Source organism: Saccharopolyspora hirsuta, from assembly GCF_008630535.1.
In the GTDB taxonomy this organism is placed as follows: Bacteria; Actinomycetota; Actinomycetes; order Mycobacteriales; family Pseudonocardiaceae; genus Saccharopolyspora; species Saccharopolyspora hirsuta.
This window is the reverse complement of the sequence record NZ_VWPH01000011.1, coordinates 221,473-238,150: the sequence shown is the minus strand read 5'-3', so window position 1 is coordinate 238,150 and position 16,678 is coordinate 221,473. Positions and strand designations below refer to the sequence as shown.

Here is a 16,678-nt window from a genome sequence, read left to right as displayed (position 1 = left end):
ACCACCGCAGCGCGGTCGGAGGCGTCTCACTGCGCGCCTTCGAGACGCGCCGCCACTCCGGCCAGACCGCTGCGCACCACGCCCGGGTCGCCGACGTCCATGCCGTAGGTGACCTCGTGCCACGGCGCCAGCCGGTGCCAGACGAGAGCGCGTTCGCGCTGGCCGCCGGTCACCCCGTACTCCTCGGCCAGCGCATCGGCGAACGCGGCTGGCGTGCAGTGCAGCGCCCACGACAGGTCCACCGCGGGATCGCCGATGTTCACATCGCCGAAGTCGATCACGCCGGTGAGCCCGGAAGCGTCCCCGAGGACGTGCTCCGGCCCGAGGTCGCCGTGCACCAGCACCTCGGCCGGGAGCTCGGGCAAGACGTCCAGCAGGGCCAGCCCCGCCCGCCGCTGGTCGCCCGTCAACATCGGCAGCACGTCGGCGCGGAACCGCGCCGCCGTCGCGACCCGGTCGGCCACCACCTCGGCCGACGACGGAACTCCGCGCGCGACGGCATCGGACACCGGGCACCCGTGCAAGCAGCGCAGGAACCGGCCGAGAGCGCGCCCGTGCCCGGCCTCCAGCCGCTCCGGAGGTTCGCCGGGGACGAGCAGGTGCCGGACGACCAGCGGCTCCTCCGAGACGAGCTCGGGCACCGGCACGGCCAGCGGCAGCCGAACCGCCAACCACGGCATCAACCCCACTTCCCGCCGCAGCTGAGCCGCCACCTCGGGCCGCCGGGGCCACCGCTCGACCCACCGCCCGCCGACCAACCGAGCAGCGCTGTCCCAACCCCCGCTGAAGTCCACGAACCGGACCGTAGGCCCAGCGCCCACCCACCTCCACCGAATTTCCCGGCGGGGTCAGCCCTCGACCAGAACCAGGTCCGTCTTGGGGAAGTCGTCGCCAACGCAGAGCAGCGGCCGACCGGACACCCACGCGACCGCATAGGTCAGACAATCCCCGAAGTTGAGGCCCGCCGGATGGCGTCCCTTGCCGAACCGCTCGTACGCTTCGACAGCGACTTTCCAGTGCTCCTGGGCGCAATCGACGACTTCGACGCCCACCTCCTCAAAGAACCGGGCGAGCAAGGTCCGCCCGACCACACCGAGGCGAGCGGTGAGCACGATCCCGGTCTCGACCGCAGTCGGAGCACCGACGGCTACGTCATCGACTTCCGCGAGGCGTTTGATCAGACGCTCGTACCCCTCCTCCTTGAGCAGGATGGCCACGATCGCCGAGCTGTCGATGATCACACGCCCTCCGGACCGTAGCCGAGAACGGACTCGCGCTCCTCCTTGGTGAGCCGCTGGCCCAGCAGTGCATGCGGCACCTGCGGCCATGCCTCGTGCTCCAGGAACCTGGTCAACCGAGCTTCCCGGTTCGCGGCACGGGTTTCCCGGAGCAATCTCTCGAGCCGCTCTTCCAGGGACTGCCGGATCGCGCCGGTCTTGCTCTCACCAGCGAGCTCGGCGACCTTGGCCGCGAGCTCCTCGGTGCGAGCATCCTTGATGTTCAGAGCCATGAAACCATGGTACCGGAAAAGGTACCTTTACACCATCACTCGATGCCTGCGGCGTCCATGCCTCGGAGTTCCTTCTTGAGGTCCTGGATCTCGTCTCGGAGGCGGGCCGCCAGTTCGAACTGGAGCTCTCGGGCCGCGTTCATCATCTGGTCGTTGAGCTGCTGGACCAGGTCCGCCAGCTCCGCGCGGGGCATCGACTTGATGTCGCGGTCGTCGAGCAGGCCCGCGCTGGCCACCGCCTCGCCGGTCGGCTTCTTGCCGCGCGAGGCGTTGCGGCCGGAACCGCCCACCGCCACCGACTCCTCGGTGTCCTCGGACTCGGTGTAGACCCGGTCCAGGATGTCGGCGATCTTCTTGCGCAGCGGCTGCGGGTCGATGCCGTGCTCTTCGTTGTAGGCGATCTGCTTGGCGCGGCGGCGGTTGGTCTCGTCGATGGCGTGCTGCATCGAGTCGGTGATCCGGTCGGCGTACATGTGCACCTGGCCGGAGACGTTGCGCGCCGCACGGCCGATGGTCTGCACCAGGCTGGTGCCCGAACGCAGGAAGCCCTCCTTGTCGGCGTCCAGGATGGACACCAGGGAGACCTCCGGCAGGTCCAGGCCCTCGCGCAGCAGGTTGATGCCGACCAGCACGTCGTACTCGCCCAGGCGCAGCTGCCGCAGCAGCTCGACCCGCCGCAGCGTGTCCACCTCGGAGTGCAGGTACCGCACCCGGATGCCCAGCTCCAGCAGGTAGTCGGTGAGGTCCTCGGCCATCTTCTTGGTCAGCGTGGTGACCAGCACCCGCTCGTCGCGCTCGGCGCGCTCCCGGATCTCGTGCACCAGGTCGTCGATCTGGCCCTCGGTGGGCTTGACGATCACCTCGGGGTCCACCAGCCCGGTCGGGCGGATCACCTGCTCGACGAACTCGCCACCGGCCTGCGCCATCTCGTAGGGCCCCGGGGTCGCCGACAGGTACACCGTCTGCCCGATCCGGTCGGCGAACTCCTCGAAGGTCAGCGGCCGGTTGTCCAGCGCGCTGGGCAGCCGGAAGCCGTGCTCGACCAGCGTCCGCTTCCGCGAGGCGTCGCCCTCGTACATGCCGCCGATCTGCGGCACCGTCACGTGCGACTCGTCGATGATCAGCAGGAAGTCGTCCGGGAAGTAGTCGATCAGGGTGGCTGGTGCCGACCCGGGTGCGCGGTCGTCGATGTGCCGCGAGTAGTTCTCGATGCCGGAGCAGAACCCGACCTGGCGCATCATCTCGATGTCGTACTGGGTGCGCATCCGCAGCCGCTGGGCCTCCAGCAGCTTGTTCTGCTTCTCCAGCCTGCCCAGCTGCTCCTCCAGCTCGGCCTCGATGCCCCGGATGGCCTTCTCCATCCGGTCCGGGCCCGCCACGTAGTGCGTCGCCGGGAAGATCCGCAGGTCCCGCACCTCGCGCACGATCTCCCCGGTCAGCGGGTGCAGGTAGTGCAGCCGGTCGATCTCGTCGCCGAAGAACTCCACCCGCACCGCCAGCTCCTCGTAGGCGGGGATGATCTCCACCGTGTCGCCCCGCACCCGGAAGGTGCCGCGGGCGAAGGCGATGTCGTTGCGGGTGTACTGCACGTCCACCAGCGCGCGCAGGAACACGTCCCGGTCGATCTCCCCGCCGACCTCCAGCGGGATGGACCGGTCCAGGTACGACTGCGGCGTGCCCAGGCCGTAGATGCACGACACCGAGGAGACCACCACGCAGTCGCGGCGGCTGAGCAGGTTCGAGGTGGCCGAGTGGCGCAGCCGCTCCACGTCCTCGTTGATCGAGGAGTCCTTCTCGATGTAGGTGTCGGTCTGCGGGACGTAGGCCTCGGGCTGGTAGTAGTCGTAGTAGCTGACGAAGTACTCCACGGCGTTGTCCGGGAAGAACCCGCGCAGCTCGTTGGCCATCTGCGCGGCCAGCGTCTTGTTCGGCTCCAGCACCAGCGTGGGGCGCTGCACCCGCTCGATCAGCCAGGCCGTGGTCGCCGACTTGCCGGTGCCGGTGGCACCGAGCAGCACCACGTCCTTCTCCCCGGCGTTGATCCGGCGCTCCAAGTCCTCGATGGCCTGGGGCTGGTCACCGGCGGGCTGGTAGTCGCTGACCACGCGGAACCGGCCGTCGGTCCGCGGGATGTCGCTGACCGGCCGGAACTCGGAGTGCGCCAGTACGGGGTGCTCAGTCGCGAATGCCACGGCACCCAGCGTACGAGCCCACCCCGACATCATGTCGCGTCACGGGATGCCCGAACCGCTCCCAGGGCGAATAATGGTTTACGTCACCCCAGTCGCTGGAGGTGGTGTCATGTCGAGCAGCGCACCCATCGCTGGGCATCCAGACCTCACCGAGATGCGCATGCGCTACGAGCGGGCATCCGAAACTCCGACCGCTCAGGTGGCGGACGGCTTCACCGTGTTGGGTGGCCTGTTCGTCGCGTTGTCGCCGTGGATCACCGGGTTCGCCACCACGACTCCCACGTTGGCGCTGAACAACCTGGTCATCGGCCTGGCCGCCGCGGTGCTCGGAATCTCGTTCGCGGCCGCTTACCACCGCACGCACGGCATCGCCTGGACCTCTCCGGTGCTGGGCGTGTGGACGATCCTGGCCGTGTTCGTGATGAGCGGAACCGTCATGACGACCAGCACCGTGCTGTGCAACGTCATCGGCGGCGCGGTCCTGATCCTCGCGGGTCTCGGCACGATGGCTCCGGCCTTCGCCACCCGCGCCTCGACCTGAAGCCGACCGATGGGAGGTGACAGGACAGAAGTGGTGAAGAGATAGCGGGCGCGACGACCTTCGGACGTCGCGCCCGCCGCATACAGTGGCAGCGTGACCACGCAGCGCGAGATCGCCGAACAGCTCGGACTGCCCGTCCACCCGCCGAAGGTCGAGGTGTTCGACCTGGCCGCCGGGACCAACACCGACCCCAAGGGCCACGTGCGCCCCGTGCAGCTCTTCCACCGCGAGCCCTTCGGCCTCTACCTCGCCCGGGCGATGCCCGGCCACCCGCGGCTGGCCGCCCTCGAGTCCTGGCTGCTGCCCGAGCTGGGCCTGCGCGCGACCCGCTGGCACTGGCGCCCCGGCCACGAGCGGGACCTGGACTTCTACCTGGACGTCGTGGACGTCGAGGTCGGCGAGCAGCGGTGGCGGACCGTCGACCACTACCTGGACGTGGAGGTCCGCAACGGGCGCGCCGCCGACCTCCTGGACGTCGACGAGTTCGTGGTGGCCGTGCGGGCGGAGCTGCTGGACGCCGAGACCGCGCAGCGGGCGATGCAGCACGCGTACGCGGCGGTCGACGGGCTCGCGCGGCACGGCTACGACCTGGCGGCGTGGCTGCGGGCCAGCGGGATCGAGCTGTCGTGGCGCGGGCAACCAATCGAGGATCCCGTTCCCGGGCAGCGGACGCTACCGCCAACCCGGTGATCACCGGTGGCCAGCGCGAATCGATATCCGACGAGCGCTGAAAAGTTACGTTAAAAGCAGGCGACGATGATCTTCACCAGCGCTTTTGCCGTTACTCTCTGGTGCCGTGGCGGCTGCGATTTCTCCCCAATTGGTTGAAGTCATCGACGTGTTCAGCTCGCAACGCAGGCATCCTTCGGGGTTCGTTCACCAGTTGGAGGTATGCCACGTCGAGCGGTGGGGTCTGGCGGTGGAGTGTCCCACCCCGGACGCCCCGGACCACGCCGCAGAGATCACCTGGCTGCTGCCCGACCTCGGTCTCCGGCTGACCCGGTACCGCCCGCGCAGCAGGCACTCGCGGCCCGGTCCGAGCACCCTCACCGCGGTCCGCATCGAGCGGGAAACCCGGTCCTGGACGACCACCGACCTGCTGCTCGGCCTGGAGGTGCAGGACCGCGGTCGCGCGCGGATCACGCACGCCGCCGAGTTCGCCACCGCGGTCGCCACCGGCGCGCTGCGCCTCAGCGAGGCCGACTACGCCCTGCACACGGTGCACCGGACGCTGGACGAGATCACCCGCCACCGCGACCTGAACCAGTGGCTGGCCCACCGGGGCATCTTCGACATCTGGTGACCTCGGTCAGGCGTCGAAGCGGATCAACCGCTGCCGGACGGCTTCGCGCACCGCCGCCATCCGGCTGTCCACGCCCAGCTTCGAGTAGATGTGCACCAGGTGCGTCTTCACCGTCGCCTCGCTGATGAACAGCTCGCGCGCCATGTCCCGGTTGCCCAGGCCCTGCGCCAGCAGCTCCAGGATCTCGACCTCGCGCTCGCTCAACGCCTCCTCCGGGGTGCGGCTGCGCTGCAGCAGGCGGGTGGCGATCTCCGGGGACAGCGCGGTCCGGCCCTGCGCGGCGGCGCGGATGGCCTGGAACAGCTCCTCCGGCGGCCCGGCCTTGAGCAGGTAGCCGGTGGCGCCCGCGTCGATGGCGCGGTTGATGTCGGTGTCCGCGTCGTAGGTGGTCAGCACCAGCACGTGCGGCGGTTCGGGCAGCTCCAGCAGCTGCCGGGTCGCGCTCACCCCGCCGACGCCGTCGCCGAGCTGGAGGTCCATGAGCACCACGTCCGGCCGGAAGGCGCCGGACCGCTGCACGGCTTCCTCCGCCGTCGACGCCTCGCCGACGACCTCGATGTCCGCCGCCCCGTCCAGCAGCGCCCGGATCCCCGCGCGCACCACGGGGTGGTCGTCGACCACGAGCACCCGCACCGTCATGAGTCCCCTCCCACCGGCAAGGTCGCCGCGATCGCCGTGCCCTCCCCGGGGCTGCTCTCCACCACCAGCTCACCACCGAGCTGCGCGACCCGCGCCCGCATCCCGCCCAGCCCGTAGCCGCGGTCGACGCCCGAGCGCGGAGCGGCGGGGTCGAAGCCCGCCCCGTCGTCGCGCACGTCCAACGCCACCGCGTCGGCCACGTAGGACAGGGTGACGCCCGCCTTGCTCGCCGAGCTGTGCTCGCGCACGTTGGCCAGCGCGCCCTGCGCCACCCGCAGCAGCGTCGCACCGACGTCCTCCGAGGTCGTCAGCGGCTCCCCCACCACCTCGAAGCGGACCTCGATGCCCGATTCCGCCGCCGTCCGCGCCGCCAGCTCGCGCAGCGCATCGGCCAGCGACTGCCGGGTCAGCGCCGCGGGCGCGAGGCCCCGCACGAACCGCCGCGCCTCGGCGAGGCTGTCCTCGGCGACCTCACCGGCCCGCCGCACGTGCTCGCTGCGGTCGCCCTCGCGCTCGGCCGCCTGCAGCAGCATCCGGATGCTCGACAGGCCCTGGGCGATGGTGTCGTGGATCTCCCGCGCCAACCGCTCGCGCTCCCAGCTGATCCCGGCCTCCCGCTGCGCCTCGGCCAGCTCGCCGCGGGTGCGGACGAGCTGGTCGATCAGCTGCTGGCGCCGCTCCCCCTCGTGCCGCAGCTGCAGGAACACCGCGGTGGCCATCGCCGCCACCGCCAGCGGGACCAGCACGTCGACGACCTCGAAGCGGGGCGCCAGCCGCAGCTGCGCGAAGATCACCGTGCCGGTGAGCAGCACGACCGCGGCCAGCAGCGGTTTCGGCCGCAGCATCCGCAGGCACACGAAGAACAGCGGCACCGCGCACCAGCTGAAGCTCGGCGCCACCAGCACCAGCGCGCACCAGACCCCGACGACCGCGGCCAGCCACAGCTGCCCGGCGCGCTCCCACCACACCACGCCCACGACGTAGATCAGCACCAGCGCCGCCGACAGCCCCAGCAGCAGCGGCGTCACGCCCTGCAACCCGTGCCCGGCGACGTAGCGCGACGCCGAGGACGCGAGCAGCACGAAGAAGCCCACGTGCATCGCGCGGTACAGCCAGCCGCCAGGTCGTTCGGTCAACGCGGTCCTCCCTCGGACAGGTCCGGGCGCACTGTAAGCCGATCCCCGGCCGGTCACATCAACGGATCGGTTGATCCGGGCTCCACCGACCGGCGCCGCAGGAGATCCGTTCCGACGACGCCCGGCGCCGCCGAGCCGCCGAAGCTGGAAGCACCAACCGGAAGCGAAGGAGTCATCACCGATGCGATCCACCACCCGCAACCGCGCAGTCGTCGGCACCCTGGTCGGCCTCGGCATCCTCGGCGGCGCCACCGGCCTGACCGTCGCGCAGGCCGACCCGGCCCAGCAGCAGGCGCCGAAGCCCCCGGCCGCGGTCATCCAGCAGCCGGTGCTCAGCATCGACGCCGCGACCAAGGCCGCGCAGGCAGCGCTGGACGCCGCCGAGGCCAAGGGCCAGCGCGTCACCGTGTCCATCGTGGACCGCGCGGGCAACGAGCGGGTGCGGCTGACCGGCGACGGCGCGGGCCCGCAGAGCGGCGAGTCCGCCAAGCGCAAGGCCTTCACCGCGGTCGCGTGGGGCCGGGCCACCTCCGAGCTGGGCAAGCAGGCCGGTGGCGACGGCCCCAGCCTCCGCGACATCCCGGGCACGCTGTTCCTCGGCGGCGGCGTCCCGGTGACCGCGGGCTCGCCGATCGCGGGCATCGGCGTGGCCGGGGCGCCCAGCGGCGACCTGGACGAGGAGTTCGCCCGCGCCGGGCTGAACGCCATCCAGGCCGAACTGCGCTGACCCCCGATCCGGTCCCCGGCCCGCCCGGGGACCGGCCCGCCGAACCAGGAGAATCCGATGAGGACAGCCGCGCTCACCCAGCGCGTGGCGCTCGGGGCGTTCGCCGCGCTCGCGCTCGCCGCCTGCACCCCGACCCAGCCCCCGGCTCCCCCGCCCCCGGTGGAGCAGCAGGCCGCCCCCGCGCAGCAGCCGAACCCGGAGGCCGACCGGCAGCTGCTGGCGGCGGCGGACTCCGGCGACCTCGCGCAGGTCCGCGCGGCCCTGGCCGCCGGGGCGGACGTGGAGTCCCGCGACGAGCACCAGCGCACCCCGCTGCTGCTGGCCGCGCTCGCCGACCACGTGGACGTGGCCCGCGAGCTGGTCGCCGCCGGAGCCGACCCGGACGCCCAGGACGACCGACGGGACAGCGCGTTCCTGGTCACCGGGGTGACCGGCAGCGTCGGCATGCTGGAAGCCCTGCTGCCCGCGAACCCGGACTTCGCGCTGACCAACCGCTACGGCGGCACCGCGCTGATCCCGGCGGGCGAGCACGGCCACGTCGACTACATCCGCGCGGCCGTGCGCACCGGCATCGACGTCAACCACGTGAACGACCTCGGCTGGACCGCGCTGCTGGAAGCGGTGGTCCTGGGCGACGGCAGCGACCGCTACCAGCAGTCCGCGCAGATCCTGGTGGACGCGGGCGCCGACGTGGACATCCGCGACCGCAACGGCGTGACGGCCCTCCAGCACGCGGAAGCCGACGGCTACACCGAGATCGCGCGAATCCTCCGCGCGGCCGCCTGAGCCGGGTGGGGACGAGCAGCCCCCGACCTCGTCCCCACCCGCACCAACCGGCGAAGATCAGTCGTTCGGCGACCAGTCGGTTCGTTCCGCCCACTTCCAGGCCTCGGGGATGGCCTCGGCGAGCCAGGCCTCCTTGGCGTCGGCGTAGGCGCCGTGGTCCGGGTCGGCGGCGTGCTCCGCCGCGACCTTCCGCTTCAGGTCGAGGTACGCGTCGCGGGCCGCCCGGTCGGCGCGCAGCCAGGCGGGGAAGATCAGCGCGGTGCGCTGTCCCGGGGACCCGTCGACGCGGAGGTGCAGGTTCACGCGGCGCCCCGGGTCGGCCGACTTGTGGTACCGCTTCTGCCAGCGCGCCGGGTCCGGCGCGAAGGCGTGCGGGTTGTCGTTCCGGATGTGCGGGTGCACCGGGAACCCCGCCTCCCCCAGCGGTTCGGCGAGCGCGTCGGCGGCGTCCAGGGACCGGACGGTCAGCTGCAGGTCGATGACGTCCTTCGCGGGCAGCCCGGGCACCGAGGTGGAGCCGATGTGGTCGACCCGCACCGCCTCGTCACCCGCCGCCCGCTCGATCCGGGCGATCAGCCGCCGCGCCTGCCGCGGCCACTCCGGGTTGGGATCCACCAGTTCGGGAGCCGGATCCGGCGCGGGGCGCCGCAGCCGCACGTTCTCCTCGAACGGCACCAACCGGTCCCGCCAGAGCGCGTCGACCTGGGCGTTGATCTCGTCCACCGAGCCGCTGTTGTCCAGCCACACGTCGGCGACCTCGCGGCGCTGCTCGGTGGTGGCCTGCGCGGCGATGCGGGCTCGCGCGTCCGCCTCGGTCAGGCCGCGGTCGACCAACCGCCGCACCCGGTCCTCCTCCGGTGCGTCGACGATGACCACGAGGTGGTAGTTCGGCGCGTACCCCACCTCGACCAGCAGCGGGACGTCGTGCACGACGACCGCGTCCGCGGGCGCCTGCGCCATCCGCTCGGCGGTCAGGTCGCGGATCTTGGGGTGGGTGATGGCGTTGAGGTCGGCGCGGGCCTGCTCGTCGTCGAAGACCTTGGCCGCCAGCGCCGGGCGGTTCAGCGCTCCGTCGGCGTCGAGCACCTCGTCCCCGAACCGGTCGACGATCTCCGCCAACCCCGGGGTGCCGGGCTGCACGACCTCGCGCGCCAGCGCGTCGGCGTCGATGAGCACCGCGCCCAGCTCCACCAGCCGCCGGGCCACCGTCGACTTGCCCGATCCGATCCCACCGCTCAGTCCCACCCGCAACACGCGGCCCATCTTGCCAGGCCCCGGCTGCCCCGGGAACGACAGCGGCCCCGCACCTCGGAAGGTGCGGGGCCGCCGCGCTTCAGCCGTCAGGCGTCAGGGCTCACGCGCCGCCGGAGAGCTTCTCCCGCAGCGCGGCCAGCTGCGCGTCGCTGGCCAGCGAACCGCTGTCCTGGTCGTCGCTGGAGGCCGACGAGTAGTTGCCACCGGTCGACTCCTCGCCACCACCGGCCGCGGCGGCCGCAGCGGCCTCCGCGTCGGCCTGGCGGGCCTTGGTGATCTGCGCGATGTGCTTCTCGTAGCGGGTGTGCGCCTCGGCGTACTGGCGCTCCCACTCCTCGCGCTGCTTCTCGTAGCCCTCCTGCCACTCCTGGGTCTCCGGGTCGAAGCCCTCGGGGTAGATGTAGTTGCCCTCGTTGTCGTACTCGGCGGCCATCCCGTACTGGGTGGGGTCGAACTCCGAGTCGGGGCTGAAGCCCTCGTTGGCCTGCTTCAGCGACAGCGAGATGCGACGGCGCTCCAGGTCGATGTCGATGACCTTGATCATGACCTCGTCGCCGACCTGGACGACCTGCTCCGGGATCTCCACGTGGCGCTCGGCCAGCTCGGAGATGTGGACCAGGCCCTCGATGCCCTCGTCGACGCGGACGAACGCACCGAACGGAACCAGCTTGGTGACCTTGCCCGGCACGATCTGGCCGATCGCGTGGGTGCGGGCGAACTGGCGCCACGGGTCTTCCTGGGTGGCCTTCAGCGACAGCGAGACGCGCTCGCGGTCCATGTCCACGTCGAGGACCTCGACGGTGACCTCCTGGCCGACCTCGACGACCTCGGACGGGTGGTCGATGTGCTTCCAGGACAGCTCCGAGACGTGCACCAGACCGTCCACGCCACCGAGGTCCACGAACGCACCGAAGTTGACGATGGAGGACACGACGCCCTTGCGGACCTGGCCCTTCTGCAGCTGGTTGAGGAACTCGCTGCGGACCTCGGACTGGGTCTGCTCCAGCCAGGCGCGACGGGACAGGACCACGTTGTTGCGGTTCTTGTCCAGCTCGATGATCTTGGCCTCGAGCTCGCGGCCCACGTAGGGCTGCAGGTCGCGGACGCGGCGCATCTCGACCAGGGACGCCGGCAGGAAGCCGCGCAGCCCGATGTCGAGGATGAGGCCGCCCTTGACGACCTCGATGACGGTGCCGCGCACGGGCTCGTCCTTCTCCTTGAGCTCCTCGATGGTGCCCCAGGCGCGCTCGTACTGCGCACGCTTCTTGGAGAGGATCAGCCGGCCTTCCTTGTCCTCCTTCTGGAGGACGAGGGCCTCGACGAAGTCGCCAACGGTGACGACCTCGGCGGGATCGACGTCGTGCTTGATCGACAGCTCGCGGGACGGGATGACGCCCTCGGTCTTGTAGCCGATGTCAAGCAGCACCTCGTCACGGTCGACCTTGACGATGGTGCCCTCAACAATGTCCCCATCGTTGAAGTACTTGATGGTCTGGTCGACGGCGGCGAGGAAGTCCTCCTCCGTCCCGACGTCGTTCACTGCGACCTGCGGCTTGGTGGCGGCTGCAGTCGGGACGGTGGTGGTGTCGGTGGACATCAGGTGGGTTGCTCCGGTACGGATAGTTTGGTCGCTGGTTCTACGTTCTTACCGCGCTGCGGGCGTCCGAACCAGGCCCAACCGGACGGTTGGACCAGGAGATCCGGTTCCTCGACGGCCCCGTTCCACCGGGTGCGACCCGGCGCGGCGGAGATGACGACGGAAGACCCACGGCGCGGGCGGTATCGTACGCGCTCTCTCGATCGCCGGGCAAACCGCGGTAGGGCCCGACGAGGAGTCGGCACCGCACGGCCACAATGCTTCACGTCCGAGCAGTACCCACTATCGGCGGGGGGAATCCTTGACACGAGCCGACGACCCGGAAGACGCCGAGCTCCAGGGTAGCTCCGCCGAGCACGTCCTGGGCACGGTGGGTGTGAGCAAGCGCACGGTCGGAGCGGTCGAATCGCGGTCCGCGAACCGGCTGTGGCGGGACGCCGACGCGGACGACTACCAGGCCGAGCACGGCGAGTTCCTCGGCGTCAGCGATTTCGTCTGGTGCCCCGAGCGGCTGCGCGAGGAGCAGGCCGGGCTGCTCGGCGACGTGCGCGGCAAGCGGGTGCTGGAAGTCGGCTGCGGTGCGGCGTCGTGCGCGCGCTGGCTGGCCGACCGGGGCGCGCTGCCGGTCGGCCTGGACATCTCGGCCGGGATGCTGCGGCACGCCGCGGAGGGCGGGCGCCGCAGCGGGACGGCGGTGCCGCTGGTGCAGGCCAGCGCGGACTGCCTGCCGTTCGCCGCCGACTCCTTCGACCTGGCCTGCTCGGCGTTCGGCGGGATCCCGTTCGTGGCCGACGTCGGCGCGGCGTTCCGGGAGGTCGCGCGGGTGGTGCGACCGGGCGGCCGGTGGGTGTTCGCGGTGACGCACCCGATGCGCTGGATCTTCCCGGACGACCCGGGCCCGACCGGGCTGACCGTCACCCAGTCCTACTTCGACCGCGCGCCGTACGTGGAGATCGACGGCACCGGCCGCGCGACCTACGTGGAGCACCACCGCACGCTCGGCGACTACGTCCGCGCGCTGTCCGAGGCCGGGCTGCGCCTGGTCGACCTGGTCGAGCCGGAGTGGCCCGCCGGGCACACCGAGGTCTGGGGCCAGTGGAGCCCGCTGCGCGGCCGCTACTTCCCCGGCACGGCGATCTTCGTCTGCACCCTCGACGGCTGAACCCCGGAAAAACGGAAATTCCCCGACTATTCCGACGTTCGACGACAAAACAGCGCCACGGCGGATTGCGGTTTCAGTTGAAACCGCAAGCAGAGGGATGTGATCTCGGCTGCCCGGGGCGCGCTTCGCGCTGAAGGTTTCGGCCGGTGCTGGTTCGATGTGCCGGAACATCCCTTCGCCGAGGAGCGGCCGTGGCAACTGCGCAGGAGCTCTTGCGGGCCCAGTGCGCGCGGTTCGCCGCGCTGGACCCGCAGCTGCCCGACGGCTACCCGGTGCCGCCCGGCGAGCCGCTGGTGGCGCGGACGACCAGCGGGGATGCGGTCGCCGGGATCGTGACCAGGACGTCGAACCCGCCCGGTTCGATGCAGAGCCTCTGGCAGCCCAGCACCGTCTTCGAGCTGTTCCCGCTGATCGGCGAGCACTCGCGCGAGGGCATGGCCGCGCTGCTCGGGGCGTGGCGCGACTGGCTGCGCTCCCAGGGCGCTCCGGAGCGGGATTCGGCGTGCTCGGTGATCTGGCCGAGCCGGGACGTCCAGGCCGCAAAAGCGTTGCTGGACGGCGGTTTCACCCCTTTGTCCTGTCTGGCTGTGCGCCCACCCACTCCGCCGTGCACATTTACGGAACTATCTGGTACCGTAACTGTACGTCGCGCCGGACCGGCCGACCTGGACGCCGTCGTCGAACTCACCCTCCTCGAGCTCGAGTACGCCGCCCTCGTCGGTTCTTCGACGTACCGCCCCGACGCCCCGCAGCTGAAGCGGACCGCTGCCCACGTGCGACTGCACTCCAGCGATCCGGTCTGGCTCGCGGAACGGGGTGGCACTCCGGTCGCGGTGGCCGAGTGCGGCTGGGTCGACGCTGACCGTCCGTCCGCCGGCCACCGGCTCCGCCCCGGCACCTGGGCCTACGTCAACTGCGTGTCGGTGCGCGAGCACGACCGCGGGACCGGCGTCGGCCAGCGGCTGATGACCTCGGCGCACGAGGAGTTCGCGCGCGCCGGAGCCGTCGGCAGCTTCCTGTACTACAACCCGCCCAACCCGCTGTCCTCGGTGTTCTGGCCCCGACAGGGCTACCGACCGCTGTGGACCACGTGGGAGGTGCGCCCGGCCACCGCGCTGCGCTGACCGGTGCACCGGACCGTGAGAGTCGAGGAGTCGGCTTGGAAATCGTCGCCACCGGCGTCGAGGTGAACGGAGCGCACGGCCCCCTGCTGGCACCCACCTCGCTGCGCGTGCGCAGCGGGCAGGCGCTGCTGGTGACCGGCGACCCGAACTCCGGGCACACCGCGCTCGCGCTGGTGCTGTCCGGTCGGCTGCGCCCCGGCAAGGGCACCGTCCGCCTGGACGGCGCGCTCGACGCCGGAGCCCTGCGGCAGCAGGTCTCGGTGGTCGACGCGCCGGAGATAACCGAACCCGACGGGTCGATCTCGGTGCGCGACGTCGTCGCCGAGGGCCTCACCCTGGCCGGTCGCTGGTCCACCCGGCGCAAGGTCCGGGCCTGGCTGTCGACGCGCGAGTACAACGCCGACGAGCGCTTCGAGAACCTCGCCGCGTTCGAGCGCACCAAGCTGCTGATCGAGCTCGCCCGCGAGTCCAGCACCACGAAAGCACTGGTCCTGGACCGCCCGGACCGCCACAGCGGCGACCCGACCGGCTGGTACTCGCTGGCCGTGCAACAGGCCGAGCGCGGCCTGGCGGTGATCGCCCTCTGCTCCCCGCACTCGGCCGACCAGCTGGGCGTCACGCCCGCCCGGATCGGCGCCGACAACCCCGAACTGTCCACATCGGATTTCACGAAGGCCTGCGATGACTAGTCTCCGGCTCGCCGCCACCGAGCTGCGCCGGCTCACCTCCGGCAAGCTGCCCAAGCTGGCGCTGCTCGCGGTCACCCTGGTGCCGCTGCTGTACGGCGCCATGTACATCTACGCGAACTGGGACCCCTACGGGAAGCTCGACTCGGTGCCCGCCGCCGTGGTGATCGACGACACCGGCGCGGACCGCGAGGACGGCACCCGGCTGGACGCCGGGCAGGACGTCTACCAGGAGCTCCTCGACTCCGGCTCGTTCAACTGGTCGCGCACCGACGAGCGCACCGCCCAGCAGGGCGTGGCCAGCGGCGAGTACACCTTCGCGCTGGTGGTGCCGCGGGACTTCTCCGCGGCGCTGCTCTCCCCCGGCGACTTCGAGCCGCGCCAGGCGAAGCTGCAGCTGATCACCAACGACGCGAACAACTACCTGGTCGGCACCATCGCCGACAAGGTGGCCTCCGAGGTGCGCAAGGGCGTCGCCGCCAGCGCGGGCACCGAAGCGGCCAAGCAGTTCCTGCTCGGGTTCGCCACGGTGCACGACAAGACGCAGGAAGCGGCCGACGGAGCCGGGCAGCTCGCCGACGGCGCCGGACAGCTCTACGACGGCCTCGGCCAGGCCGAGCAGGGCTCGGCGCAGCTGGCCACCGGTGCCCACCAGCTGCTCGACGGCCAGCGCAAGCTCGCCGACGGCGCGAGCCAGGTCGCCGACGGAACCGGGCAGCTGCGCAACGGGCTGTCGCAGATCCAGCCGAAGACCGCGCAGCTGCCGGAGAAGAGCGCGCAGCTGGCCGACGGCGCCGAGAAGGTCGCCGCCGGCAACGAGCAGCTCGCCACCAAGGCGGAGACGCTGAGCAGCGCCGCCCAGGAGGTCGTGGACCACCTCGACGGCCACAAGACCCGCATCGCCGACCAGCTCCGCAAGGCCGGGGTGGACGAGTCGACCATCGAGAAGGTCACCGCCGGTCTCGACGACCTGCACAGCCCCATCACCGAGGCCAACGACAAGGTGCAGAGCCAGGTCGGGCAGCTGCGCCAGCTGGCCAACGGTTCCCGCGACGTCGCCAGCGGCGCCCGCCAGCTGGCCAACGGGATGCCCACCCTGGCCGGGGCCATCGACCAGCTCACCACCGGCTCGGTCAAGGTCGACGACGGCGCCAAGCAGGTGCGCGACGGCGAGCAGCAGGCGGTCACCGGCACCAAGAAGCTCACCGAGGGCGCCGACCAGCTGGCCGGTGGCGCCCACCAGCTGCGCGACGGGTCCGGGCAGCTCAAGGACGGCTCCAGCACCCTGGCCACCGAGCTGGGCCGGGGCGTCAACGACATCCCCAACCCCGACGAGCCGACCCGCGACGCCACCGCGGACACCATCGGCGACCCGGTGGCCGTCGACACCCTGGCCCAGGTCAAGGCCGACACCTACGGCGCCGGGCTGGCCCCGTACTTCATGGGCCTGGCGCTGTGGGTCGGCGGGTTCGTGCTGTTCCTGCTGATGCGGCCGCTGTCCAGCCGCGCGCTGGCGGCCGGGGTCGCGCCGTGGCGCGTCGCGCTCGGCGGCTGGCTGCCCGCCGCGCTCGTCGGCCTGGTGCAGGCGGTGCTGCTGTACCTGGTCGTGGTGTACGCAGTGGGCGTGCACCCGGCGCACACCTGGCGGACGCTGGGCTTCCTGGTGCTGACCTCGTTCGCGTTCACCGCGGTCGTGCACTCGCTCAACGCCGCGTTCGGCCCGAAGGGCAAGTTCATCGCCCTGGTCGTGCTGGTGCTGCAGCTGGTCACCGCGGGTGGCACGTTCCCGTGGCAGACCATCCCGGAACCGCTGCACCCGCTGCACCAGGTGCTGCCGCTGGGCTACGTGGTCAGCGGCCTGCGCCACCTGCTCTACGGCGGTGACATGGGCGCGGTGGGCACCTCGGTGGCGGTGCTGGCGAGCTACCTCGTCGCGGCGCTCCTGCTGAGCACGATCGCCGCCTGGCGCCAGCGGGTCTGGACCCCGGCCCGCCTGAAGCCCGAGCTCTCGCTCTGATCCC

Annotated in this window: 17 protein-coding genes; 9 read left to right on the top strand and 8 right to left on the bottom strand. The window is 71.5% G+C overall.

Translation table 11 applies throughout. From position 1 onward, the window contains the following. Positions 1-26: 26 nt before the first annotated feature. From F1721_RS23945 to uvrB, 4 genes are read right to left on the bottom strand one after another with little or no spacing between them, the layout of a single operon-like run. Positions 27-794: a phosphotransferase gene (locus F1721_RS23945; protein WP_150069003.1), complete on the bottom strand. Its 768-nt coding sequence runs from the start codon at positions 792-794 to the stop codon at positions 27-29. A 54-nt stretch (positions 795-848) separates the two neighbouring features. Next, on the bottom strand, positions 849-1,241 hold the full coding sequence (locus F1721_RS23940; protein ID WP_150069002.1) for a type II toxin-antitoxin system VapC family toxin: 393 nt from the start codon (positions 1,239-1,241) through the stop codon (positions 849-851). Further along, positions 1,238-1,510, bottom strand: a complete 273-nt coding sequence (locus F1721_RS23935; protein ID WP_150069001.1) for a type II toxin-antitoxin system VapB family antitoxin — start codon at positions 1,508-1,510, stop codon at positions 1,238-1,240. Before F1721_RS23935 ends, F1721_RS23940 begins: the two co-directional genes overlap by 4 nt. Positions 1,511-1,545: 35 nt before the next feature. Then, entirely contained in the window at positions 1,546-3,702 is a 2,157-nt protein-coding gene (gene uvrB / locus F1721_RS23930) for an excinuclease ABC subunit UvrB (protein ID WP_150069000.1), read from the bottom strand. A 109-nt stretch (positions 3,703-3,811) separates the two neighbouring features. Here uvrB and F1721_RS23925 point away from each other — a divergent pair, with 109 nt between their 5' ends. The 3 genes from F1721_RS23925 to F1721_RS23915 all read left to right on the top strand — a co-directional run bounded on the left by F1721_RS23925 (position 3,812) and on the right by F1721_RS23915 (position 5,546). Next, complete coding sequence (locus F1721_RS23925) at positions 3,812-4,243, top strand: SPW repeat protein (RefSeq protein WP_150068999.1); 432 nt, start codon at positions 3,812-3,814, stop codon at positions 4,241-4,243. Positions 4,244-4,336: 93 nt separating this feature from the next. Beyond that, the gene (locus tag F1721_RS23920; protein ID WP_150068998.1) at positions 4,337-4,933 is read left to right on the top strand and encodes a ribonuclease FAU-1 family protein; all 597 of its coding nucleotides are present in this window, start codon (positions 4,337-4,339) and stop codon (positions 4,931-4,933) included. Positions 4,934-5,162: 229 nt separating this feature from the next. Then, positions 5,163-5,546, top strand: a complete 384-nt coding sequence (locus tag F1721_RS23915) for a DUF402 domain-containing protein (protein WP_246155268.1) — start codon at positions 5,163-5,165, stop codon at positions 5,544-5,546. A gap of 6 nt (positions 5,547-5,552) precedes the next feature. Here the strand turns inward: F1721_RS23915 and F1721_RS23910 are convergent, their stop codons facing one another. Both F1721_RS23910 and F1721_RS23905 read right to left on the bottom strand, forming a co-directional pair. Continuing rightward, positions 5,553-6,185 carry a response regulator gene (locus tag F1721_RS23910; RefSeq protein ID WP_150068996.1) on the bottom strand — a complete coding sequence of 211 codons (633 nt, stop codon included), beginning with the start codon at positions 6,183-6,185 and terminating at the stop codon, positions 5,553-5,555. Next, positions 6,182-7,321, bottom strand: a complete 1,140-nt coding sequence (locus F1721_RS23905) for a sensor histidine kinase (RefSeq protein ID WP_246155267.1) — start codon at positions 7,319-7,321, stop codon at positions 6,182-6,184. Before F1721_RS23905 ends, F1721_RS23910 begins: the two co-directional genes overlap by 4 nt. 181 nt (positions 7,322-7,502) lie before the next feature. Here F1721_RS23905 and F1721_RS23900 point away from each other — a divergent pair, with 181 nt between their 5' ends. After that, a complete protein-coding gene (locus tag F1721_RS23900; protein WP_150068995.1) occupies positions 7,503-8,048 on the top strand; it encodes a GlcG/HbpS family heme-binding protein in 546 nt (181 codons plus the stop codon). Between the two features lie 57 nt (positions 8,049-8,105). Continuing rightward, positions 8,106-8,834 carry an ankyrin repeat domain-containing protein gene (locus F1721_RS23895; protein ID WP_150068994.1) on the top strand — a complete coding sequence of 243 codons (729 nt, stop codon included), beginning with the start codon at positions 8,106-8,108 and terminating at the stop codon, positions 8,832-8,834. A 57-nt stretch (positions 8,835-8,891) separates the two neighbouring features. Here the strand turns inward: F1721_RS23895 and coaE are convergent, their stop codons facing one another. After that, positions 8,892-10,088: a dephospho-CoA kinase gene (gene coaE, locus F1721_RS23890; protein ID WP_150068993.1), complete on the bottom strand. Its 1,197-nt coding sequence runs from the start codon at positions 10,086-10,088 to the stop codon at positions 8,892-8,894. Between the two features lie 100 nt (positions 10,089-10,188). Next, positions 10,189-11,685, bottom strand: a complete 1,497-nt coding sequence (rpsA, locus tag F1721_RS23885; protein ID WP_150068992.1) for a 30S ribosomal protein S1 — start codon at positions 11,683-11,685, stop codon at positions 10,189-10,191. A 301-nt stretch (positions 11,686-11,986) separates the two neighbouring features. On the opposite strand from rpsA, the gene F1721_RS23880 reads away from it, so the two are divergent. The 4 genes from F1721_RS23880 to F1721_RS23865 all read left to right on the top strand — a co-directional run bounded on the left by F1721_RS23880 (position 11,987) and on the right by F1721_RS23865 (position 16,674). Then, positions 11,987-12,847, top strand: coding sequence for a class I SAM-dependent methyltransferase (locus F1721_RS23880; RefSeq protein ID WP_150068991.1), 861 nt, complete (start codon positions 11,987-11,989; stop codon positions 12,845-12,847). A gap of 191 nt (positions 12,848-13,038) precedes the next feature. After that, complete coding sequence (locus F1721_RS23875) at positions 13,039-13,971, top strand: GNAT family N-acetyltransferase (RefSeq protein WP_150068990.1); 933 nt, start codon at positions 13,039-13,041, stop codon at positions 13,969-13,971. 35 nt (positions 13,972-14,006) lie between these two features. Further along, positions 14,007-14,660 (top strand): hypothetical protein, encoded by a 654-nt coding sequence (locus F1721_RS23870; RefSeq protein ID WP_150068989.1) that lies wholly within the window; start codon positions 14,007-14,009, stop codon positions 14,658-14,660. Continuing rightward, positions 14,653-16,674, top strand: coding sequence for a YhgE/Pip domain-containing protein (locus F1721_RS23865; RefSeq protein WP_150068988.1), 2,022 nt, complete (start codon positions 14,653-14,655; stop codon positions 16,672-16,674). Before F1721_RS23870 ends, F1721_RS23865 begins: the two co-directional genes overlap by 8 nt. Positions 16,675-16,678 lie beyond the last annotated feature (4 nt).